This is a genomic window from Mesobacillus subterraneus, from assembly GCF_023715485.1.
Classification (GTDB): domain Bacteria; phylum Bacillota; class Bacilli; order Bacillales; family Cytobacillaceae; genus Mesobacillus; species Mesobacillus subterraneus_B.
Genome location: NZ_JAMBOF010000001.1, coordinates 254,209 through 276,138, shown reverse-complemented (window position 1 = coordinate 276,138; position 21,930 = coordinate 254,209). Strand labels below are relative to the sequence as shown.

Sequence of the window (21,930 nt, the reverse complement as noted above, 5' to 3'; positions counted from 1 at the left end):
ATGCATTCTCCTTAACTGAATAGGTGGTACTAATTATTGCTTGATCCACCACTCATGAGGTGAGTTAGAGCCAGAAACATCAAACTTAACGCCTTGAACGCGCTTAGAAACAGCCATTACTTCTTCTAGTTCAGCGATTGGAAGTGCAGGCACTTCTTCGTTGAAGATCTTCTGCCAGTCAGCATACAGCTGTGCACGCTTCTCAGTGTCAGTTCCAACTACTTCTAGGTCAACAGCGTCTTCAAGAAGCTTTTGAGCATCTTCATTTACCCAACGAGGGTAGTTCCATACAGATTCGATACCCCAAAGTGGTAGTGGATCTGGATCTGCGCCAGTTCCCCAGCCGCCGTAGAATACTTCGATTGCAGGATCATCTTTCTCAAGCTGATCGTAGTAAAGGTTAACGTCAGTCATTTGAAGCTCAGATTTCAAGCCAACTTCTTCCCAGTACTGAGTCATAGCTTTTGCACGTGCTTCGAAAGTTGGGTTTCCAGTTGCGTAGTGAGAGAACTTAACAGTGAACTTTTCACCATTTGGATCTTCACGGAATCCGTCTCCATCTTTATCAACGTATCCAGCCTTATCAAGAATTTCTTTTGCTTTTGCTGGGTCATATTCGTATTGAACAGGCATATCTTTGTTATCAGCAGCAATCCAGTGTGCAGTTGGGATTGGACGGTTTAGCGGCTTTCCTAGTCCGCTGAAGAACGCTTTTACCCACTCTTCACGATTGATTGCATAAAGCATAGCTTGACGAAGTTCCTTGTTCTGGTATTTCTTATTATCCATTACATTTTTCTTGCCATCGTATTTACCTAATTTGAAACCAATGTAGTAGTAAGATAAGCCAGGGAATCTTACAACTTCAACGTTATCAAGTGCTTCGATCTCAGGAAGAACTGTTGGGTGGAATGGAGTCATGTCAAGAGTTCCATTCTTAAGTTCTCCAGTTGTAAGTGAAGTATCAATAACCTTGACAATGATCTTTTCGATATGTGGCTTGCCTTTCCAGTAGTCTTCATTGCGAGTAAGCTCTACTGATTCACCAGGGATTACCTTTGTTACTTTGTATGGACCAGTTCCTACAGGCTTAGTGCGGACCTGCTCAGAAGCAGCCATGTCTTTTGGTGCGATTCCTTCAAATTCCTTCTTAGAAAGCGGGTAAGCCCAAACGTTGTCAAGGTTGTTTACACGAGCCTTGTCAAAAGTGATTTTCAAAGTGTAGTCATCAACAACTTCAAGACCAGAAATCTTGTCAGCCTTTTTTTCGTTGAATTCCTTAACACCTTCGATTGTGTTAACGTTTGACCAGCGCTGGTGTTCTCCACCGAGAGTAGCGATCGTTTCGATAGCGAATACCCAGTCATTAACTGTCAGTTCTTCGCCATTGTGCCATTTAACGCCTTTTTCAAATGTGAATGTGAAAACTTTGTTGTCATCAGTTTTCCAGCTTGCGATGTTCGGCTGTGCCTTAAGGTTTTCATCGTAGTCGATCAATGCATCGTCGAAGAATGCGATGATGTCATCGTCTCCGTCAGCATCGTAGAAGTTCCAGTTCAAAAGGCCTTTGAATTCTGAACTTAAAGCGTAAGTCAAAGTTCCGCCATCTTGCGGTCCTTCTTCAGCAGCGTTGTCTTTTTCCTTTTCGCCTTCAGTTGTCGTTTTCTTAGTGTCTCCTCCGCTGCACGCAGCAAGGAATGTTGATAAAACCAATACTAGCATAGCTAGCCAAAGCAATGGTTTCTTCATGGTTTTCCCCCCGTTTTTTGTTTTTTATTTTTTGAAAAATTATTGCCCTAGTAAAGGTGGCAAGCAACCCGGTGTCCTGGCTTCACCTCCTTTAAAGCTGGCTTTACTTGAGAACACTCTGCCATCGCTGCTGGGCAGCGAGGGTGGAATGGACATCCTGTAGGAGGATTCAATGGACTTGGCACATCTCCTTCAAGAACGATCCTTTCCTTTTTCCTGCGCGGGTCCGGCATTGGAATGGCTGAAATCAAAGCCTGTGTATATGGGTGGAGCGGCTCAGCATACATGCTGTTGCGATCGGCAATTTCAACCATATTGCCGAGATACATTACACCGATCCGGTCACTCATATGCTTAACGACACTGAGGTCATGAGCGATAAATAAAAATGTTAAATCAAATTCTGTCTGAAGCTTTTTTAATAGATTAAGAACCTGGGATTGAACGGACACATCCAGTGCTGATACCGGCTCATCTGCTATGATCAGCTTTGGCCTAAGCGCCAGTGCCCTGGCAATGCCGATTCTTTGTCTCTGGCCGCCTGAAAATTCATGCGCATATTTATAATAGGCGTCTTCAGGAAGCCCAACTTTCGTCAATAGATCCATAACATCTTCTTTTAAATCCTTTGTGCTTACATTCTTGAAGTTCTTGATCGGTTCAGCGACGATTTCGCCGACCATTTGCATCGGATTGAGCGAAGCATATGGGTCCTGGAAAACCATTTGGATATCCTGACGGATTGCTTGGAGCGTTTTGCCCCTCAGCTTGGTAATATCCTTGCCTTCAAACAGGATTTCCCCGTCGGTCGCATTCAACAGTCGGATGATTGTCCGTCCTGTCGTTGACTTTCCGCATCCTGACTCGCCTACAAGCCCTAATGTTTCACCCTTTTTAATTTCGAATGACACATCGTCGACAGCTTTTACATTTCCAACCGTTCTACGGAAGAAACCGCCTTTGACTGGATAGTAGGTTTTGAGGTTTTTGATTTCCAGCAAATTCTCTTTTTCTACTAAACTTGTATTGCTCATTATGCCTTAACTCCTTCTTTTGGCATACTTGCTTCATAAAGAATGCACGCCACTTCATGTCCCTGTTCGACCTCTCCCAGCAGCGGAGTAATAGTTGCACACTCAGGCATTGCTTTAGGGCAGCGGTTTGCGAATCGGCAACCGGTTGCCGGCATATTTTTAAGTGATGGGACAATTCCCTTGATCGAGCTTAATTCTTCTTTATCCTCATCCATTTTCGGAATGGCACCCATCATCAATTCCGTATAAGGGTGCTTTGGATTATAGAAAAGCGTATCAACATCAGCTCGTTCAACAATCCTGCCCGCGTACATTACGATAACTTCATCGCACATCTCGGCTACAACGCCAAGGTCGTGAGTAATCATAATGACTGACATATCATTTACTTCCTGAATGCTCTTCAGCAGCTCAAGAATTTGAGCCTGGACCGTTACATCCAGTGCTGTTGTAGGCTCGTCCGCAATCAACAGTTTCGGCTGGTTAGCGATCGCCATCGCAATCATTACCCTTTGCCTCATGCCTCCTGAAAGCTGGTGGGGATATTCATCAACAATTTTCTCCGGACGTGAGATCCCTACACTCTTCAGCAGCGCAACACTCTTTTGCCTCGCTTCTGCTTTTGAAATATTCGTGTGGTTGAACAGGACTTCCTGAAGCTGGAATCCAATCGTGAAAACCGGGTTCATGGATGTCATCGGCTCCTGGAAGATCATTGAGATATCACGGCCTCGGATTTTATTCATTTCCTTTTCCGACATTTTCTCTAAATGAACTCCTTCGAAAACGATTTCGCCGCCACGAATTTTGCCGACTCCTTTTGGAAGCAGCTGCATTACCGAAAGGCTCATTACCGACTTTCCGCACCCTGATTCGCCAACAACCCCGACAATCTGTCTTGGTTTGACAGAGAAACTGACGTTGTCAACAGCGTTATAGTATTCTCCATCAATATTAAAAGCTGTTTCCAGGTTCTTGACCTCAAGCAAAGGTGCTTCTTTATGTATTGAATAGTTGCTCATTGGGACACCTTCTCACATTTTAAATAATAAAATATTCTGCAAATTCAATATATTTTAATAAAATGTTATTACAGATTTGTTACAATTGCAATACTTTTTTTTCAATTGGGAAATTTATTATTTTTCAAAAATAAAAAAAAAACCCGTTCTCTCGGGGTTTTTTACACCTTGGAAAAATATTAAAAATTTATTAGCTTTATAAAATCTTCTGAAGGAATGCTAAAAGAAGCTTTTTCAGTAAAGTATTCATGTTGCTTATATTGTTTTATGATTTCATACCCAATTGCATACCCCAAAAGCCTGGGCCTGCTGCCTAATCCAAATAAAATCTGGTCATGCTGCCGGTCATTTCTTTTGATTGAAAGCTTTTCGGAAAGATCATTTTTCCAAAATTCACTCAAGTATTCTGTCGAATATCGCCGGCTCCATTCGCCCGTGAATTTGTCACCGCAATTTTCGGCAACTGCATGCTCAGCGAGACCTTCAAGAATGATTGAATCAAGCAGTGTATATTCCGCAGGACTTTTTTTCAAGCCGTTCATCCGGCATACGTGATGGTACTCATGGACAAACAAAGCCTCCAGTTGTTTGAGATCGTCGATAGGAGTCAGGAATAAAAATAATTTATCGATGAAGGATACTCCGGACTTGCCCTTCCCTTCTTTCATCAATCTTGAATTCGATTCATTCATCGGAAAAATGAAAATGGGAATATCAGGGCCTTTCCACTTTTTTTTATATTTCAAAAATATTTTCTCTGTTTTATCCCAAAAACCCTCTGACTTTAACCCATCGAAAGCTCTCCTGCTTTTGCGATCCGGCTTGTACATCCCGAATTCCAGTAAATAATTGTAAATCTTCTTCGCTTCCTTTTCGCCTTGAAATTGATTGAGAAGCCTTTCGCAGATTTTCTTTGGGTTATCAAAATCAGTATCGAGCCATTCATCTGTCCTTATTATCCCATTGCATTCCCTCCAAAAATCTTTTATACAGCCAGTTTATGAGGAATGCCTGCAAGGGTTCTAATGATTGCAAAAATCATTGCGAAAAATTTCCCAACCTATAAGAAAAGCGCAAGCGCCTTGGTCAGCCCCGACAAGCGCTGGAGGGCCGACCGGTGAAGTCGTTCTTTGACTTCATTGGGCGGACCGAAATCGAAAAGTATAGGCGACTGTTCAACTCCGACAAGCGCTGGAGGGCCTGACAGTGAAGTCGTTCTTTGACTTCATTGGCAGGACCGAAATCGAATTGTATAGCCGACTGCCCAGAAACGCAGAAACTGGAGACTCCACCAAAGAAGCGCTTTTTGCTTCTGCGGGGGGAGTTGAAGTTTCGGAGTTTCTAGGAGGCGACACTAGACAAGCGACTCGAGGGGCTAGACGCTGGAGCTGGACATTTCTCGAAGTGATATTTATACTTTCTTATCTCGTTAGAAAAAGCCAGGGTTTACCTGGCTTCCGGGAAATTTTTCGATAAGTTTCTGAATCAAGAATCCAATAGGTGACAATATAAAACAAAAAAGTTTACATTAAGACTTACTCGTTTATTTTAGGGTCTAATGCATCCCTCAGTCCATCGCCGACAAAGTTAAAGCAAATGACCGTCAGCAATATCAGCAGTCCAGGACCAAGCGGGTACCACCAGGACTTCAATAGAATCGTGAAGTTTTGTGCGTCCTGGAGCATATTGCCCCAGCTTGCATGCGGAGGCTGGATACCAAGCCCTAAATAACTTAATCCTGACTCTGCCAGAATGACATAGCCTACTGCCAATGTGGCTGATACAATGATAGGCCCCATCGCGTTAGGCAGGATATGCGAGAAAATAATCATATGTGTTTTCGTTCCGATCGTTTTGGAAGCCAGGACAAATTCCCTTGACCTCAAGGATAAGAACTCACCCCTGACCAGGCGGGCTGTAGTTGTCCAGCCAAGCAGCGCGAAGATCAAAATCAGCTTATCTACACCTGGCTTGAATATCGTTACCAGTGTGATTAATAAGAAGATGGATGGGATTGATAAAATAATATCCACAAACCTCATGATCATGGCATCGACAATCCCGCCAACATAGCCTGCGACCGCTCCAAGAAATGTACCAATCGTAATCGATCCCAGCACTGACGCAAACCCGACCAAAAGTGAAATCCTCGCCCCGTATAAAAGTCTTGAAAACACATCCCTGCCGAATCGGTCTGTCCCCAGCCAGTGCTCGCTGTTTGGCGGCTGCAATTTTAAGAGCAGGTTCTGCTTAGATGGCGAATATGGAGCGATGACCGGTGCTAAGAGCGCTGCCGTAATAATGATGATCAAGAAAATCCCGCCAAACACCGCAAGCTTGTTTTTGAAAAACTTCCTGACAATGATCCCGAGCATTGTGTCCCGTGAGGTTTTGATGCCATGCATTTCAAGGCTGCCAGATGTATTTCCGGCCAGATTTGTATTTGCCATGTTTACCTCCCCTTAATACTCAATCCTTGGATCGAAAATTGCGTATAGAATATCTGCGATCAAGTTCCCTATTACTACAAATACTGCTGAGATGACAGTCAAGCCCATTATTACCGGATAGTCCCGCTGGAAAGCTGAATCTACGAACAACAATCCTATACCAGGCCATGTAAATATTTTTTCCACGATAACCGCCCCGCCTATGAAAGATGGGATCATCAGGCCAAAAATGGTGATGACAGGAATCAGACCATTGCGAAGACCATGTTTATAGATTACTTTATTCTCTTTAAAACCCTTTGCTCTGGCGGTCCTGATATAATCCTGCTTGATAACTTCCAGCATGCTGGACCTCGTATACCTTGTCAGCCCTGCCATATCTGCTGCAGCCAGCACAAAAGCCGGCATCATCAGATGGTGTATTCGGTCCCAGAGACTGAATGGAGCGTTCAAGGTAGCAACCCCGCCGGTAGGGAACCAATTCAACTGGACAGCAAAAATCATGATCATGATCAACCCGAGGAAAAAGTTTGGTGTGGCTACCCCCAGGAATGAAGTGACTGTAACTGAATAGTCAAGTTTTGAATAAGGCCTTGTTGCTGAAATGACCCCGAACGGGATGGAAATCAACAGAGCCAGGAATGTTGAAACGACCATCAATAAAATTGTGTTAGGCATCCTGTTCATGATCATTTCAATTACTGGAACGCCCTTGCGAATCAGCGAAGTACCAAAGTCACCCTGGAGCATGGCTCCTAGCCATTTAAAATACTGAATATGGATAGGGTCATTCAACCCGTACCTTTCCATGAACCGGGCCTTGTCCGCAGGGCTGATGGTCGGGTCCATCAGCAAGCTGGCGGGATCCCCTGGAGCTAGTTTCATAATGGCAAAGGAGACAACGGTAATCCCTAACAGCAATGGAATGGCCATCAGTATTCGGCGAATGATATAAGATAGCATGGCGATTCTCCTTTTTAAAATAAGAGATATATATTGAAGACTTGTAAAGTCTTATTTTCGTTAGCTATAGAACATTAGCATAGCGCAAGCGTCTTGGTCAGCCCCGATAAGCACTGGAGGGCCGAAAGGGAAGGGAATCCCCTTCCCCCTCCAATTTGTAGATTTGAGCAAATTTCTATCTTATTTTTTCAGCCACCATTTATAAATCTCGTAAAAATCATCCCTTGCATTGAATACGTAGCCTTCGAGATTTGCCGGCATGACACGGTGTACATTTGGATAGTAAAGGAAGCTGTATGGCTGGTCTTCTGCAAGCATCTTATAGATGTCCGCATACGCTTTCTTATATTCATCCTGGTCAAGGATCTGTTTCGCTTCTTCCATCAGCTTATCTGCCTCAGGGTTGGAGTACCAGACGAAATTCAGTCCTTCCTCCCTTTGGCTGGAGTGGAAAATATCATACTGGTCAGGGAAAGTAGATAAAGCCCAGCCTAAGACAAGCGCGTCATAATTCCAGTTAGGAGCAGAAATTTGCTCGATGAAGGCACTCCATTCCACAATTTCAGGCTTAGCTTCGATTCCTACTTCTTTTAACTGTTCTTGAAGGACAACTACAATATCTTCACGGACTTTATTGCCCTGGTTTGTCTTGACAGTGAAAGAAAATTTCTTTCCGTCTTTATCGAGGATTCCGTCGCCGTCAGAATCTTTCCAACCAGCTTCGGCAAGCAATGATTTTGCTTTTTCAACGTCATACTCGAACTTTTTAACATCATCATTGTAAGCCCATGAAAGCGGACTTTCCGGAACGTGCGCAACCTTTCCATCACCGTTCATGACAGACGAAACAATTGCTTCCCTGTCAATTGCATGTGTAATGGCCTGGCGGACTTTCACGTCTTTGAACAGCTCATTCTTTTGGTTATAGCCAAGATATGTGTAAGAAAGGCCTAATCCAGATTCCACTTTTACTCCTGGGAATGATTTTACCGTTTCAATATCCGTTCCAGGAACTCCTGCTGCAAAGTGGATATCCCCAGCCTGGATCTGCGCAATCATTGCATCCATGTCAGGAACGATCTTATATGTTAGTGTGTCCAGATTTGGACGGCCTTTGAAGTAATCATCAAACGCCTCAACTTTTACATACTCTCCGTCTTTCCATTCAACAAACTTGAAAGGTCCTGTACCAATCGGGCTTTTTGTATTGAACTCATGCTCACCAAGCTTAGCAACTGGCACATCTTTCAAAATATGTTCAGGCAGGATGTAGTAGCTTAATGAAACTGGATAGAAAGAAGCATCCTTCTTGCTCAGTTTGAACTCGACAGTATAATCATCAATTTTTGTAACTTTTTCTAATGCTTCAAACGCTGATCCACGCTCTCCGTTATAATCAGGGTTTTTAGGAATACTGAAGGTGAAAACGACGTCATCTGCAGTGAATTCTTCTCCATCATGCCATTTGATGCCCTTTTTCAGCTTTGCAGTAAAAGTCAGACCATCCTCAGACGTTTGAATGTCTTCTGCCATGCTTAATGTTGGGTTGAATTCAGTATCAGATGATACTAGACCATCATAGATAAATCCTTCAATATCAGAACTAGATGTATCAGTTGAATACAGAGGATTGAAAATCGTCGGAGCTCCAGTTGAACCAATGATCAAGTCTCCGCCTTTCTGAGGACCTGCAGCTTCCTCTTCTTTCTTTCCGTCATCACCAGGACTTTCTTTCGGATCCTCAGATGTATTACCTGTACAAGCTGTCAGGAATATCGATAGGATCAAAGTCAGACTAATCAACCACCAAGAAGCTTTTCTTAATTTCACATCATTTCCCCCTTAAAAATTAACTTGGATTTTTGTTGTTCTTAAACAGACAGGTACGCCTATCTCCTCCTTTCAAGTAATGCAGCTGCCTGTTATGTATAAAGATGGCAGGCTACAAAATGGTTATTTTTGACTTCATTGAAGTCAGGATTCACTTGCTTGCAAAGGTCGAAAGCAGCAGGACACCTTGTATGGAAAACACACCCTTTGGGTGGATTTGCCGGGCTTGGAAGCTCACCTTTTAAAATGATCCGCTCCCGCTTTACCACGCCTTTTTTCCTTGGAATCGGCACGGCAGACAGCAATGCTTGTGTATAAGGATGAAGCGGCTCAGCATAAAGCTCTTTCTTAGATGCCAGCTCCATCATTTTTCCAAGGTACATCACACCGACCCTGTCGCTTATATGCCTCACAACGCTTAAATCGTGTGATATGAATATATAGGTCAATCCGAATTCCTCCTGAAGGTCTTCCATCAGGTTGATAATCTGGGCCTGGATCGACACATCCAATGCAGAGACAGCTTCATCAGCTATGATTAATTCCGGATTCAGAGCCAGTGCCCTTGCAATTCCTATCCTTTGACGCTGACCTCCCGAGAATTCATGAGGATAACGATTGATAAACGAAGCATTCAGCCCCACCTTCTCCAATAATGCTTCTACTTTCTCATCCCGCTCTTTGCTTTTATAAAAGTGATGGGTATCAAGTGGCTCCCGGATGATCGATCTTAAAGTCTTTCTCGGATTAAGAGATGCAAAAGGATCCTGAAAAATCATCTGGATGTTTTTGCGGACATCTTTGCGAAGCTCACCTTCAGAAAGGTGAGAGATATCCCTTCCGTTAAAAATGATTTTGCCATCCGTAGGTTCATAGAGTCGGATAATTGTCCTTCCGACAGTAGACTTTCCACAGCCGGATTCACCTACAATGCCCAGCGTTTCTCCTTTGTTCACCTTCAAATTAATTCCGTCAACAGCCTTTATTTGACCAACTGTTTTTTGCAGCAGTCCTGCTTTAATAGGAAAGTGTTTCTTTACATCGCTTAGCTCAAGCAAGGTTTCGAATCTATCTTCTGGCGGCTTTTTTTCTATGATTTCATTTGTTGAGATCATTGCGGCGCCTCCTTGCGTTCATGTAAAAAGCATCTGACAGACCGATTACCTTGTTCTCTCACAAGCTCCGGCATCTCTCCAAAACAGCGACCGAAGGCATGCGGGCAGCGAGGTGCGAATCTGCAGCCCTGTGGCAGGTTTTCAGGTGATGGTACATTGCCTTCAATCGAGGTCAGCCGCGAGTGATCTTGATCGATTGATGGGATTGAACCCATCAATCCATTCGTATATGGATGGAGCGGGTTTTCAAATAAATCCTCCACTATCGCTTCCTCCACTACTTGCCCGGCATACATGACGACTACTCTGTCTGCAACTTCTGACACCACTCCTAAATCATGGGTAATGATCAGGATGGATGTTTCGAACTTTTTGCTCAGTCCTTTCATTAAATCCAAAATCTGAGCTTGAATTGTTACATCCAATGCCGTTGTTGGCTCGTCCGCAATCAGCAGCTTTGGGTTGCAGCTCATCGCCATAGCGATCATGACACGCTGACGCATACCGCCAGAAAGACGGTGTGGATATTCATTGACAATTTCCTTCGCCCGCGAGAATCCAACCAATTCCAGCATCTCAATCGCCTTTTTCTTCGCCATCGCATGATTTAAATGCTGGTGGTAGGTCAGCACTTCCGTTATCTGTTCGCCAATGGTAAGTACCGGGTTGAGCGAAGTCATCGGCTCCTGGAATATCATTGATATATCATTCCCACGGATTTTGCACATCTCATCTTCTGTGGCTTTTACAAGATCCCTGCCTTCAAAATTGATCTGCCCGTCCACGATTTCCCCTGGCGGGCTTGGAATCAGGCGCATGATTGATAAGGAAGTAATGCTCTTTCCCGACCCCGATTCTCCTACCAAAGCGACCGTTTCTCCTTTATTGATGACTAAATCCACCCCGTCAACCGCAGGAATCATTGCTTTTTTTCTTCTAAAATATGTTTTTAGATTCTTTAGTTCCAATAAGGCTGTCACGTTACTAGCCCACCGCCTATCTAAAATTAATAGAAGTGACTTTTTAACCAAGTTAAATATTCTAATAATTATTAATTATTAGAAAAACCTCGCTTTTATTACACTTTCATTACTTTTTTATTTTGTTTATAGACAGGAATAGATTTTTGAGGGCTTCCTTTGCAGCATGTTAAATGGAGAAATGATTAATTTGAAGACAAAAAAAAAAAACGGGAAAAATCCCCGTCTTTAAGCATCATATTTACGGAAAGCAATTGTGGCGTTATGTCCGCCAAAGCCCAGCGAGTTGCTGATTGCCGCACTTACTTGCTGCCTGCGCGCTTCGTTTGGAACATAATCAAGATCACATTCAGGATCTGGATTTTCAAGGTTGATGGTTGGAGGTAAGATTCCTTCTTTCAATGCGAGAACGGTGAAGATTGCCTCAATTCCTCCTGCTGCTCCAAGCAAGTGGCCTGTCATTGATTTTGTTGAACTTACAGCCAGTTTATATGCCTGTTCGCCAAAAACTGTTTTGATGGCCATAGTTTCGTATTTATCATTGTATTCAGTGCTCGTTCCATGAGCATTGATATATCCTACTTCCTCAGGTGCCAGTCCGGCGTCATCAAGCGCCATTTTCATTGCTCTCGCTCCGCCTTCACCTTCTGGAGCCGGTGCGGTGATATGATAGGCGTCACCAGTAGCACCATAGCCTACGATTTCAGCATAGATTTTTGCACCACGGGCAAGCGCGTGCTCCAACTCTTCAAGGACGACAATCCCAGCTCCTTCTCCCATAACAAAACCATCACGATTTTGGTCGAAGGGCCTGCTTGCTTTTTGTGGATCGTGATTTGTAGATAATGCAGTATTCGCACAGAAACCTGCAAAGGACATTTTTGTGATTGGCGCCTCTGCTCCACCTGTCACCATTACATCTGCATCTCCGCGCTGGATGACCTTGAAGGCATCACCAATCGAGTTTGTACCGGTAGCACATGCTGTTACCGTACAAGAGTTGAAGCCCCTTGCGCCAAGAGTGATTGATACCTGTCCGGTTGCCATATCAGGAATCATCATCGGCACGAAGAATGGGCTGACCCTGCGATAACCCCTGTTCATGAATGTTTCATGCTGCTGCTCGAATGTCTCCATCCCGCCTATACCTGAGCCAATCCAAACTCCGACTCTAGGTGCGTTTTCATCTGTGATTTCCAGGGATGAATCCTTCACTGCCATCAATGAAGCTGCAACCGCATAATGAGTAAAACGATCCATCTTACGGGCATCTTTTTTATCAATGAAGTTTTCGACATTGAATTCTTTTACTTCTGCCGCGACCTTTGCGGGAAAGTCGTCTGCATTCAATCGGGTTACCGGGCCGATCCCCGAAACCCCTTCAACAATATTATTCCATGTAGTTTCTGCATCATTTCCTAGCGGCGTGACAGCCCCGATTCCAGTAACTACGACTCTTCGTTTCTCCATTCTATTTGCATCTCCTTTACTAGACTCGATTATTGTTTAGATTACGAAATATGGCCTATTGTTACTGGCCTGCTAAAACTATTTCTGTAAAAAATCTTGTTTACATCGGGGCTTATTGTCCCCAGCGCATGGCAATGGCTCCCCAAGTCAGCCCGCCGCCAAATCCGACCATGACAACTAAATCTCCATCATTGATTTTTCCCGCTTCCAGTTCCTCAAAAAGTGAAATTGGGATAGAAGCTGCTGATGTATTTCCGTATTTATGGACCGTTTTAGACATTTTCTCAACAGGCAATTCGAGCCTTTGGCGGGCTGCTTCCATGATCCTGATATTCGCCTGGTGGGGAATCAGAAAATCGACATCCTCTTTGGAGAGTCCAGCTTTTTCAAGGACATTGATGCTGCTTTCACCCATTTGCCTAACCGCGAATTTAAAGACTTCCCTGCCGTTCATCACGATATAATCTTCCTGGTAAAGGTACTTTCCGCCGGAACCATCAGAGCCAAGTTCAAATGAAAGGACCCCTTTGCCTTCGGAGACCGGCCCCATTACAACCGCGCCTGCTCCATCCCCAAACAGGACAGCCGTATTCCGGTCATTCCAGTCAGTAATCTTTGAAAGCTTTTCTACACCTACTATTAAAACATTTTTATAAGTACCAGCCTCAATAAATTGTTTCGCTGTTACCAACCCGTACATAAAACCGGCGCAGGCCGCGCTCAAATCCATTGCGGCTGCTTTCTTTGCTCCCAACTGATCCTGCAGCATGCAAGAAACCGTTGGGAACGGCTGATCAGGTGTGACCGTTGCAACGAGAATCAAATCCAGATCCTCTGCTGAAATCCCTGCATTACGAATCGCTTCAACAGCGGCACGGTAGGCCATATCTGAAGTATCCATATCATCCCCGGCAACCCTTCTTGCTTCAATCCCCGTTCTGGTACGGATCCACTCATCTGTGGTGTCCATTTTTTTTTCCAAATCAAGGTTTGTCACAATATTCTCCGGTAAGTACCGCCCAACCCCAGTTATCCCTGCATTCATGGGATCCATCTCCTTTTGTATTGGATTATGTCTATATCTCTTCATAGTATTATTATCAATTATTATGACTTGGTACTAATTTTATCAGAAAAGACTCCAACCCTGCAACTGTAAAATTAGAATTCCGCTTCTGCCCTAGTCCATATAACTAAAAACTTCATAAACTATCACTGAGAAACAGAAATACAAAACATATGAACAAATAGGCTAAAAGAGCAGGACTTTTTAGGAATTGCTTTCGGTACATGATACCCGTTGCATAAGCATTGCCTGTCCTGCTATGGAACGAGCACCTGCACGGATCGTCTGACAACCCGAAATGCGCTTATACTTAGAAAGTTAGAAAGGTGGGAGTGAAATGGAAGATGAACGAACCCGGGATCGATTCGATTTTATGATGAAGGAAAATCATCATTCCAGCCAGGAAAATGGCCAATATGATCCATTTGACCATTTCATGTTTGGAGGTTCAAGAGATTCTCGGGATTATAGTGGAGATACTAAATCGAATGGCAGCGGTATCCTTGGCCAAATAGATTTAGGCGAAGTACTGTATCATGTGGATACACTGATCACCTCCGCAAAGGAATTGAAACCGTTGTTTGGAAAAGTAAAACCTTATCTAGACCATTTTATCGACAAAAATAAAAGCTGAGGTCCAAAGTCCTCAGCTTAACCTACTATTCTTTTGCAGCATCTGCTTTGCCAAGCTCATATGCATCATTCATCACCTTTGTGAAAAGAGAGAAGAATGGCTGTAAGTTGTCCATTGTCAAATCAATCCCTGCAGCTTCAAGTTGTTGCTGAGCTTCTGGCAGGTACTTCATGGCAATTTGCATGAATTCCATCGTCTTGTCATTATTTTGCATGATCACTGTCTCCTTTAGCCACAATTATTGGAATGGTAATTTGCCTGTTTGTTTGTAATTATTAATATACGTATTCAGTTTCTTTCTATAGGCAGGGTCAACCTGAGGGCTGAACTTGCCAAGGCTGATGACACCATCCTGGAAGTCAAACGACAAATTCCCTGACTTAAGTTCCCCATTATTGAATTTCTTAGCAGTCAATTCATATAAATCGTCCACATGCTGGACTGTGCTTGTCAAAACTGTTGACTCTCCCAAATCAGCCTGGTCAGAGATGTAGCCGATAATATATAATCCCTTGTCCTTTACCTGTTCAATGACAGGCACATTAAAGCCATCTCCCGCGGGATAAATGACATCAGCACCCTTGTGCAATACATCCTCCAGAACATCCAGCGCTTTCTTTTGATCATCCCAATGGCCAACATACCGGATATCGACTTTCGTATCCTTTTTTTCATAAATCGCCCCATCATAAAAGCCTTCCACTTCAGGCTGCCATTCAAACGCTGCGATTATTCCAATTTTGCCCGTTTTGGACATATGGCTTGCTACCATGCCTCCAAAAAAACCCATCGCATAAGCATCAAAGTTCAGGCTGGTCGTATTATCATTCCTGGCATCGCCATTAAAGCTGATAAAATGAATATCAGGATATTCGTTGGAAAGCTTATTGAAATAAGCAGCAAATTCATTTCCATGCCCGTAAATAAGATTAACCCCCTGGCGGTCAAACTCTTTAACTGCTTCCTCTGCTGCTTTAGGTGAATTAATACCTTCCTTGAAGAAGACATCCACTCCCAAACTTGATTGAATTTGGAGCAGTCCTCTGTATCCTTTTGTTCCCCACACCTGATCATTAATTGTTTCAGGCACTAACAGGCCGACTTTTTCCACCTTGCCATTTGAAAGAGGTTGTCCGCATCCCCCCAACAAAATCAGGCTTAACAATATGAGCCCGAAACGTTTCAGCATCCGATGCATCTCCTTTATGTGCCACAGTAAGAATCTAGTTTATATTACAGTGTCAGCAAAATTAAAATGGAACCGATTAAAGAATCTTTTACCATTTTACTCTGAGGAGTATACCTTTGAAAAGTGCTTTCTTTAAAATCACTTAAACTCTGCTTTCCTGAATCCGGTAATATTGCTCCTTCTGCTTATTCAGTCCTTTGCCGATATTCTCGTTTCTTTTTATACTCCTGACCCTAATAACGTCTTTTATTTCTGGTGTTTCTCCTGCATGTCTCCATCTTTGATTCTTTTCTCTGCCAAGGAGCTGTTCGGCACATTTCAACCATCTGTTTTTTTCTCCGCTTGAAAGGAGAACCTTGCCCTTCTCACCAGCTTCTGCCATCTCCACGATCTCGGTAATGGCATCATCAATATATATAGCATCATGCGTCCATTCCCAGCCAGCTATCTCGGGTGTATGCTTGCCATCTTCTAGATAATTCAATGCTTGTTGAAAAAAGAATCCTTCAGGCTGCCACGGGCCATAAATAGTCGGCAAATACACTTCAAGGACAGAATGTTTCCTTTTTTCGAAAAAACGCAGCAAACTTCGCTGGGATTCTTCCATTTTTTCATTTTCAACCGCAAAATATGCTGGAAGTATGAGAATAATTGAAGAGTTGGAGTACTCAAGTTTTTTCAATAGCATGTCAGTGAAGATCCCGTTCGCAGTGCTTGATTGGTCAGACTCGAATAATGAAATAAAAAGAAGTTCTACTGCTCCCGTATTAACCCACTCTTTTAATTTCTTTTCAGAGAAGTTTGCATTCCTGCCGATTTCAAGACGCTTTTCCTCCGTAAAATATTCTTCTGTACTGCTGCCTGAATGAACTCCATCTATTTCGACACCCATATCCAGCATATATTGGCACAAGCTATAGCCGATGTAGTCATATACTCCAAAAATAACTGCCCTTTCCATCTTGATTCCTCCTTGCAAATACTCTCTTGTATCCTATGAGACTAATTTTAAAAATATTTGCAAGGAGTTAAAGGACTTGCTCATATTTTGTAAAAAATTGTACACTCTGGCTGCCAACCTGAAGCTTTTTTTCCGGCAATACATAGCTAATACTAACTGGAAGATTCTTTCTCTCCCATTGCTGAGATAGTTCCTTGATGATTTTTGATTGTTTATAAGCTCTGTTTCCTGCTAATACATGGATGATTTTTACGGGCACTTCTTGCTGAAATACTGGGACAGTTCCTTCTGATTCCAACTTTTCAAGCAGAAGCTTGATGTCCATTTCGTAAGCAGTTTCTAATTCCGCTATCAGCTTTTTATAAAAGAACTTGTTCTCTTTTTCCTGCTCTAAATGCATGCTCAAAGTGAGTACTGGATTAATCAGGATTAGGGACCTGATCTTAATATCATTGTGTGCCAGCAATTTCAGGGCAACCAGTGCTCCCATCCCTTCTGCCACAACATGGAATGAATTATTCAGGATTTCATTTCGAACAATATGGCTGCAAAGCCTCAGCGCGAGATCAACTGCTTTCTCGCTTCCCCAATGCCTGCCATATAAATTTGAATAGAATACAGTATATCCTTGATTTTTCCATATGTTCAACAGTGAACGTTTTCCTTCATTCTGCGTCCAGAAACTGCTGTTGCTGTTCACAAAGTGCCTTTCATCTCCAATTGCAAGGATACCGAAACCGTTTGGTTTTTCAGGATAATGGACGATGTTCCACTCGGTATCCAATTTAAAGTTCCGGCTCTCCATGTTAACATCCCCTTTTCTACAGATTATTCATATTACTGTATGTTATTTAACAGGAAATGAAAGGGAGTTTGCCCAATTTTTATTCTTATTCTCCCATTTTTAAAAATACGTTCACTTTGTTTATGAGCTTTGGCCATCCTAACTTATGTTACTGGCTTTCTCTCACGACTTCTGGTCGTAAGAGCATCGAATTAGCACAATTTATTTCCTCATATTCATTTCTGTCGTTAAGCACCTTTATTGCGAACATGGTTGCTACAAGCTTTTAAAAATTGGCATGAATTTTGTGAAAACGCTTTTCAATTTATTTAAAATTCATTTATAATATTAATTGCTTGTGGTAAGATGAGAAAAGATTTAAAAATGTAAGAGGTGAATATCATGAAATATTTTTGGACTTTTTTCTGGACATTCCTTTTAGTTCAAATGCTTAATTATGTAGCTGGAGCAATGCTCGGAGTGGCATTTGACTTGAACTCTGGGACGATCATTGCTATTGTTGCAACAATCATTATTCTTGCTCTTCCGGCAGTCCTTCCTAATGAACCCGAAGAGAAGCATGGTCTTCACTAAAATAGTACATAAAAAGTCATCCTTCTGGATGACTTTTTTTCTATGTTAATTAAGTTTAACTTGGATTTCACCATTTTCGATACCTATTTCCACGTGGCTTTTTTCTTTTATCCTGCCTGCAATCATCTCTTTTGCGAGCTTCGTTTCAACACTCCTCTGGATAAAGCGTTTTAGCGGTCTAGCTCCATAGACTGGATCGAATCCATTTTCCGCCAGGTAAGCCTTCGCTTCATCGGTGATTGAAAGCTGGATTTGCTGGTCTGCAAGTCTTCCCTGCAGAGTAAGAATCAATTTTTCTACGATTAATTTGATTTCTTTTAACGCTAGCGGTTTGAATAATATGATCTCATCGACACGGTTCAAGAATTCAGGGCGGAAATGGCTCCGCAGCTGGGACATGACCAGGTCTCTAGTTTCTGAAGAAATTTCTTCTTCATTCTCATGCCGCTCAAGCAAATGATGGGAACCAATGTTGGAAGTCATGATAATGACTGTATTTTTGAAGTCTACCGTCCTTCCCTGAGAATCCGTCACTCGACCATCATCAAGCATTTGCAGAAGGATGTTGAAAACTTCCGGATGAGCTTTTTCAATTTCATCAAGGAGGATGACCGAATATGGATTCCTCCTCACTGCTTCAGTAAGTTGACCGCCTTCTTCATAGCCAACATATCCAGGAGGGGCACCGATCAATCTTGAAACAGCATGCTTTTCCATATACTCCGACATATCAATACGGATGATGTGATCTTCGCTGTCAAACAAAGACTGGGCAAGCGTTTTGGCAAGTTCGGTTTTACCTACGCCAGTAGGTCCAAGGAAAATAAACGAACCGATCGGTCTGTTTGGATCCTTTATGCCCGCTCTCGCCCTAAGGACAGCATCCGACACAAGCGAAACTGCTTCTTCCTGTCCTACAACCCTTTCATGGAGAATGCTTTCGAGCTTGAGGAGCTTTTCCCTTTCCCCTTCTACGAGCTTCATGACCGGAATGCCAGTCCAGCGCGCTACTATTGAAGCAATCTCTTCTTCAGTCACTTCTTCTCGGAGCAGTCTTTCCCCAGCATTCGCACTTACCTCGGATTCAAGTTCCTTCAATTCTTTTTCAAGAGAAGGTATACGGCCATGCCTCAATTCGGCTGCTTTGTTCAAATCATAGTCATTTTCGGCTTTTTCCAGTTCCCTGCGAAGCTTCTCCAGCAGTTCACGCTTTTCCTGCACCTTCTGGATGCCTTCTTTTTCCTTCACCCACCTAGCCTTCATTCCATTTGCCGTTTCCCTGAGATTGGCGAGTTCCTGACGTAGGACTTCCAGACGGTTGCGGCTGGCATCATCTTTTTCCTTAGTAAGAGCAGCTTCTTCAATTTCGAGCTGCATGACCCTTCTTGTCACTTCATCCAGTTCAGAAGGCATAGAGTCCATTTCCGTACGGATCATCGCACATGCCTCATCGACAAGGTCAATCGCCTTGTCGGGCAAGAATCTGTCAGTAATGTATCGATCTGACAAGGTTGCCGCTGCAACAATGGCCCGGTCATGGATGTTCACACCGTGATGGATTTCAAATCTTTCCTTCAAGCCTCTCAATATGGAGACCGTATCCTCGACATCCGGCTCCGGGACCAAAACCTGCTGGAAGCGGCGTTCTAGCGCAGGGTCTTTCTCGATGTACTTTCGGTGCTCATCCAAAGTAGTAGCACCAATGCAGTGAAGCTCACCGCGGGCAAGCATTGGCTTTAACATATTTCCCGCATCCATAGCACCTTCCGTTTTTCCGGCACCAACGATGGTATGAAGCTCGTCAATGAACAAAAGAATTTTACCTTCGCTCTTTTTCACTTCATTTAAAACAGCCTTCAATCTCTCCTCAAACTCACCGCGGAACTTAGCGCCAGCAATCAGGGCACTCATATCAAGTGCGAAGATTGTTCTATCCTTTAGCCCTTCGGGAACATCCTTCCGGACAATTCTCTGTGCAAGTCCTTCCACGATCGCAGTCTTGCCGACACCTGGCTCCCCGATTAATACAGGGTTGTTTTTCGTTTTTCTTGAAAGGATACGGATGACATTGCGGATTTCTCCATCCCGGCCAATGACTGGGTCAACCTTGCCAGCCCTGACTTCTTCAACTAAATCTCGTCCATATTTTTTCAATACTTCATAAGTAGCTTCTGGATTTTGCGAAATCACTCTTTGGTTCCCCCTAACCTCATTGATTCTGGATAACAAATTCCCTCTAGATATACCCAATTTTTTCATTGCTGCTCCCGTTTCCGAGGACGCAGTATCGATTGCCGCCAGCAAAATATGTTCTACTGATAAAAATTCGTCTTCAAACTGTCTCATTTCCTTTTCAGCCTGGGCCAAAACCTTTTGCAATGACGAAGTAATGTATAATTTTCCGTGTTCAACACCGCTTCCTGATACTTGCGGTTTTTTTGACAAGGATGCTGTTAGATCTTCTTTAATTTGATTAATGTTGATATCCATTCCAGAAAGCAAGGTTGCAGCCAAATTGTTGTCCTGCCCAAGCAAGGCAAGGAACAGATGTAAATCATCGACTTCCTGATGGTTATGTTGAACTGCCAGGGTTTGGGCTGATACTATTGCATTCTGCATACTCTCTGTCATTTTATTCAAATCCAACACAGCCACTCCTTTGACCTATTTTGACCTTTAATCATATTATAATAAAAATTCCCAATAAGTAAAGCCATCCGAATTGGATGGCTTACTGACAAAGAATGAGATTTGCTGGATCAAGGTTTCCTTTGGTAAGTCCAAAGGCGATTATGGTTTGAGGTTTCAGGAAAACGGTCTCCAGCACTGAGCTTTAACTTCTGTGGATTGTTGACATTGCTGCCTGTCTCTCCAATTTCAATGTAAACACCATTATTCGGAGCCTTTTGTCCCGGGCGAAATTGTCGATTCTGTCCCATTTTGCCTTCCTCCTTTATAAGTAATCCGGCTATTTTATTATTTGCTGTTTCAACTAAAGTATTTATAAAAACATCTGGAAGCTAATTTATCCTTCCATAAAAAAGTGTAATGCGTTAAATTAGTTTGTATGGATGTTTTTGAATAGGCTCTTTTTCGTAAACTTTGTTGCTTCAACAAATAGAAGCCGGAAAACAAAAATCTGTGCGAAAACAGCCTTTGACTGTCATCTTGATAAAATTAAGCGGAGGAAATTAAATTTATATGGAAAATTTATATGAATTATTAAAATACATATTTTTAGGGCTGTTCCAGGGTATTACAGAACCTATCCCAGTGTCTTCGAGCGGCCATCTGGAGATCGCCGAGCATTTTTTCAATCTAGAGATTGAAGGAATGAGTTTTGCGCTGCTAATGAACACAGCATCCTTATTTGCTGTCCTGTTAATATATAGAAAAGATATCATGCGTTTAATTGTCAATGGAATTGCGTACCTTAAAAGCAAAGACCCCGAAGCGAAATCAGATTTTATGTTCATCATTTATCTGATTGTCGGAACAATTCCGGCTGGGGTGATTGGCATACTATTTGGAGATTTTATCGAGGATAATCTGGCATCAATCCAAACAGTCGGCATTACATTGTTAGTGACTGGATTAGCATTGTGGATGATCCGTAATATGCGTGGCCGCAAAAATGACGGAGACTTAAGCTTTAGGGATGCCATCATCGTCGGGCTTGCCCAGGCGGTCGCTCTAATTCCAGGAATAAGCCGGTCAGGAGCAACAATCGTGGCTGCGATGAGCCTTGGAATGAAACAGGAAACAGCATTAAGGTATTCCTTCTTGCTTTACATCCCTGTAAGCGTCGGCGGAATGATTTTAGGATTTTCAGATATCTTGAATGATCCACGTCTGAATGAACTGGCATTATCATATATTCTGGCGTTTCTTGCATCACTTGTCGCTTCTTATTTCTCATTAAAATGGTTCATGAATATTATGGCCCGCGGAAACTTGAAATACTTTGCCATTTATTGTTTCATCGTTGGACCGCTAGTTATTTTCTTTTCATAAATACACGTGAAAAACCGGCTGCATTCATGATAGCCGGTTTTTTGCTTTTCTTTTAACGAACTGGAAATTGTAATT

Annotated in this window: 21 protein-coding genes; 4 read left to right on the top strand and 17 right to left on the bottom strand. The window is 42.9% G+C overall.

Going from position 1 to position 21,930, the window contains the following annotated elements; translation table 11 throughout:
- Nucleotides 1–33 precede the first annotated feature (33 nt).
- The 4 genes from opp4A to M3204_RS01355 form a co-directional block, all read right to left on the bottom strand.
- A complete protein-coding gene (gene opp4A / locus M3204_RS01370) occupies nt 34–1,749 on the bottom strand; it encodes an oligopeptide ABC transporter substrate-binding protein (RefSeq protein WP_251477454.1) in 1,716 nt (571 codons plus the stop codon).
- Between the two features lie 47 nt (nt 1,750–1,796).
- Nucleotides 1,797–2,783: an ABC transporter ATP-binding protein gene (locus M3204_RS01365; RefSeq protein WP_251477451.1), complete on the bottom strand. Its 987-nt coding sequence runs from the start codon at nt 2,781–2,783 to the stop codon at nt 1,797–1,799.
- Nucleotides 2,783–3,805, bottom strand: coding sequence for an ABC transporter ATP-binding protein (locus tag M3204_RS01360; RefSeq protein WP_251477446.1), 1,023 nt, complete (start codon nt 3,803–3,805; stop codon nt 2,783–2,785). The genes M3204_RS01365 and M3204_RS01360 overlap by 1 nt, the downstream gene beginning before the upstream one ends.
- A 179-nt stretch (nt 3,806–3,984) precedes the next feature.
- Nucleotides 3,985–4,635, bottom strand: coding sequence for a DUF2268 domain-containing protein (locus M3204_RS01355; RefSeq protein WP_285856861.1), 651 nt, complete (start codon nt 4,633–4,635; stop codon nt 3,985–3,987).
- A gap of 376 nt (nt 4,636–5,011) precedes the next feature.
- Here M3204_RS01355 and M3204_RS01350 point away from each other — a divergent pair, with 376 nt between their 5' ends.
- Nucleotides 5,012–5,281 carry a hypothetical protein gene (locus tag M3204_RS01350; RefSeq protein WP_251477440.1) on the top strand — a complete coding sequence of 90 codons (270 nt, stop codon included), beginning with the start codon at nt 5,012–5,014 and terminating at the stop codon, nt 5,279–5,281.
- A 59-nt stretch (nt 5,282–5,340) separates the two neighbouring features.
- Here M3204_RS01350 and opp4C read toward each other — a convergent pair whose 3' ends face one another.
- The 7 genes from opp4C to M3204_RS01315 form a co-directional block, all read right to left on the bottom strand.
- On the bottom strand, nt 5,341–6,210 hold the full coding sequence (gene opp4C, locus M3204_RS01345; protein WP_251478103.1) for an oligopeptide ABC transporter permease: 870 nt from the start codon (nt 6,208–6,210) through the stop codon (nt 5,341–5,343).
- 57 nt (nt 6,211–6,267) lie between these two features.
- Entirely contained in the window at nt 6,268–7,218 is a 951-nt protein-coding gene (locus M3204_RS01340) for an ABC transporter permease (protein ID WP_251477437.1), read from the bottom strand.
- A 180-nt stretch (nt 7,219–7,398) separates the two neighbouring features.
- Complete coding sequence (locus M3204_RS01335; protein WP_251477434.1) at nt 7,399–9,048, bottom strand: peptide-binding protein; 1,650 nt, start codon at nt 9,046–9,048, stop codon at nt 7,399–7,401.
- 92 nt (nt 9,049–9,140) lie between these two features.
- On the bottom strand, nt 9,141–10,163 hold the full coding sequence (locus M3204_RS01330) for an ABC transporter ATP-binding protein (protein WP_251477431.1): 1,023 nt from the start codon (nt 10,161–10,163) through the stop codon (nt 9,141–9,143).
- Entirely contained in the window at nt 10,160–11,143 is a 984-nt protein-coding gene (locus M3204_RS01325) for an ABC transporter ATP-binding protein (RefSeq protein WP_251477428.1), read from the bottom strand. The genes M3204_RS01330 and M3204_RS01325 overlap by 4 nt, the downstream gene beginning before the upstream one ends.
- A 228-nt stretch (nt 11,144–11,371) precedes the next feature.
- Entirely contained in the window at nt 11,372–12,613 is a 1,242-nt protein-coding gene (fabF, locus tag M3204_RS01320; RefSeq protein ID WP_251477425.1) for a beta-ketoacyl-ACP synthase II, read from the bottom strand.
- 112 nt (nt 12,614–12,725) lie between these two features.
- Nucleotides 12,726–13,658 (bottom strand): beta-ketoacyl-ACP synthase III, encoded by a 933-nt coding sequence (locus tag M3204_RS01315; protein ID WP_251477422.1) that lies wholly within the window; start codon nt 13,656–13,658, stop codon nt 12,726–12,728.
- A gap of 358 nt (nt 13,659–14,016) precedes the next feature.
- Between M3204_RS01315 and M3204_RS01310 the strand changes: the two genes are divergently transcribed.
- A complete protein-coding gene (locus M3204_RS01310; RefSeq protein WP_251477419.1) occupies nt 14,017–14,313 on the top strand; it encodes a hypothetical protein in 297 nt (98 codons plus the stop codon).
- A gap of 25 nt (nt 14,314–14,338) precedes the next feature.
- Here the strand turns inward: M3204_RS01310 and M3204_RS01305 are convergent, their stop codons facing one another.
- The 4 genes from M3204_RS01305 to M3204_RS01290 all read right to left on the bottom strand — a co-directional run bounded on the left by M3204_RS01305 (nt 14,339) and on the right by M3204_RS01290 (nt 17,268).
- The gene (locus tag M3204_RS01305) at nt 14,339–14,527 is read right to left on the bottom strand and encodes a ComZ family protein (protein WP_251477416.1); all 189 of its coding nucleotides are present in this window, start codon (nt 14,525–14,527) and stop codon (nt 14,339–14,341) included.
- 24 nt (nt 14,528–14,551) lie between these two features.
- Nucleotides 14,552–15,502: a BMP family ABC transporter substrate-binding protein gene (locus tag M3204_RS01300; RefSeq protein WP_251477413.1), complete on the bottom strand. Its 951-nt coding sequence runs from the start codon at nt 15,500–15,502 to the stop codon at nt 14,552–14,554.
- 142 nt (nt 15,503–15,644) lie between these two features.
- On the bottom strand, nt 15,645–16,463 hold the full coding sequence (locus tag M3204_RS01295) for a hypothetical protein (RefSeq protein ID WP_251477409.1): 819 nt from the start codon (nt 16,461–16,463) through the stop codon (nt 15,645–15,647).
- A gap of 67 nt (nt 16,464–16,530) precedes the next feature.
- On the bottom strand, nt 16,531–17,268 hold the full coding sequence (locus M3204_RS01290; RefSeq protein ID WP_251477406.1) for a hydrolase: 738 nt from the start codon (nt 17,266–17,268) through the stop codon (nt 16,531–16,533).
- A 381-nt stretch (nt 17,269–17,649) separates the two neighbouring features.
- On the opposite strand from M3204_RS01290, the gene M3204_RS01285 reads away from it, so the two are divergent.
- Complete coding sequence (locus M3204_RS01285; RefSeq protein ID WP_251477402.1) at nt 17,650–17,841, top strand: YjzD family protein; 192 nt, start codon at nt 17,650–17,652, stop codon at nt 17,839–17,841.
- A gap of 45 nt (nt 17,842–17,886) precedes the next feature.
- Here M3204_RS01285 and clpB read toward each other — a convergent pair whose 3' ends face one another.
- Nucleotides 17,887–20,487: an ATP-dependent chaperone ClpB gene (gene clpB / locus M3204_RS01280; protein WP_251477398.1), complete on the bottom strand. Its 2,601-nt coding sequence runs from the start codon at nt 20,485–20,487 to the stop codon at nt 17,887–17,889.
- Between the two features lie 113 nt (nt 20,488–20,600).
- Nucleotides 20,601–20,780, bottom strand: a complete 180-nt coding sequence (locus M3204_RS01275) for a YjzC family protein (RefSeq protein ID WP_251477395.1) — start codon at nt 20,778–20,780, stop codon at nt 20,601–20,603.
- A 262-nt stretch (nt 20,781–21,042) separates the two neighbouring features.
- Between M3204_RS01275 and M3204_RS01270 the strand changes: the two genes are divergently transcribed.
- Nucleotides 21,043–21,855, top strand: coding sequence for an undecaprenyl-diphosphate phosphatase (locus M3204_RS01270; protein ID WP_251477393.1), 813 nt, complete (start codon nt 21,043–21,045; stop codon nt 21,853–21,855).
- Nucleotides 21,856–21,930 lie beyond the last annotated feature (75 nt).

What these genes read in the sequence shown, in the direction of transcription:
- opp4A (WP_251477454.1), bottom strand. Translation starts at nt 1,749, where the DNA reads ATGAAGAAACCATTGCTTTGGCTAGCTATGCTAGTATTGGTTTTATCA.
- M3204_RS01365 (WP_251477451.1), bottom strand. Translation starts at nt 2,783, where the DNA reads ATGAGCAATACAAGTTTAGTAGAAAAAGAGAATTTGCTGGAAATCAAA.
- M3204_RS01360 (WP_251477446.1), bottom strand. Translation starts at nt 3,805, where the DNA reads ATGAGCAACTATTCAATACATAAAGAAGCACCTTTGCTTGAGGTCAAG.
- M3204_RS01355 (WP_285856861.1), bottom strand. Translation starts at nt 4,635, where the DNA reads ATGTACAAGCCGGATCGCAAAAGCAGGAGAGCTTTCGATGGGTTAAAG.
- opp4C (WP_251478103.1), bottom strand. Translation starts at nt 6,210, where the DNA reads ATGCATGGCATCAAAACCTCACGGGACACAATGCTCGGGATCATTGTC.
- M3204_RS01340 (WP_251477437.1), bottom strand. Translation starts at nt 7,218, where the DNA reads ATGCTATCTTATATCATTCGCCGAATACTGATGGCCATTCCATTGCTG.
- M3204_RS01330 (WP_251477431.1), bottom strand. Translation starts at nt 10,163, where the DNA reads ATGATCTCAACAAATGAAATCATAGAAAAAAAGCCGCCAGAAGATAGA.
- fabF (WP_251477425.1), bottom strand. Translation starts at nt 12,613, where the DNA reads ATGGAGAAACGAAGAGTCGTAGTTACTGGAATCGGGGCTGTCACGCCG.
- M3204_RS01315 (WP_251477422.1), bottom strand. Translation starts at nt 13,658, where the DNA reads ATGAATGCAGGGATAACTGGGGTTGGGCGGTACTTACCGGAGAATATT.
- M3204_RS01310 (WP_251477419.1), top strand. Translation starts at nt 14,017, where the DNA reads ATGGAAGATGAACGAACCCGGGATCGATTCGATTTTATGATGAAGGAA.
- M3204_RS01305 (WP_251477416.1), bottom strand. Translation starts at nt 14,527, where the DNA reads ATGCAAAATAATGACAAGACGATGGAATTCATGCAAATTGCCATGAAG.
- M3204_RS01300 (WP_251477413.1), bottom strand. Translation starts at nt 15,502, where the DNA reads ATGCTGAAACGTTTCGGGCTCATATTGTTAAGCCTGATTTTGTTGGGG.
- M3204_RS01295 (WP_251477409.1), bottom strand. Translation starts at nt 16,463, where the DNA reads ATGGAAAGGGCAGTTATTTTTGGAGTATATGACTACATCGGCTATAGC.
- M3204_RS01290 (WP_251477406.1), bottom strand. Translation starts at nt 17,268, where the DNA reads ATGGAGAGCCGGAACTTTAAATTGGATACCGAGTGGAACATCGTCCAT.
- M3204_RS01285 (WP_251477402.1), top strand. Translation starts at nt 17,650, where the DNA reads ATGAAATATTTTTGGACTTTTTTCTGGACATTCCTTTTAGTTCAAATG.
- M3204_RS01275 (WP_251477395.1), bottom strand. Translation starts at nt 20,780, where the DNA reads ATGGGACAGAATCGACAATTTCGCCCGGGACAAAAGGCTCCGAATAAT.
- M3204_RS01270 (WP_251477393.1), top strand. Translation starts at nt 21,043, where the DNA reads ATGGAAAATTTATATGAATTATTAAAATACATATTTTTAGGGCTGTTC.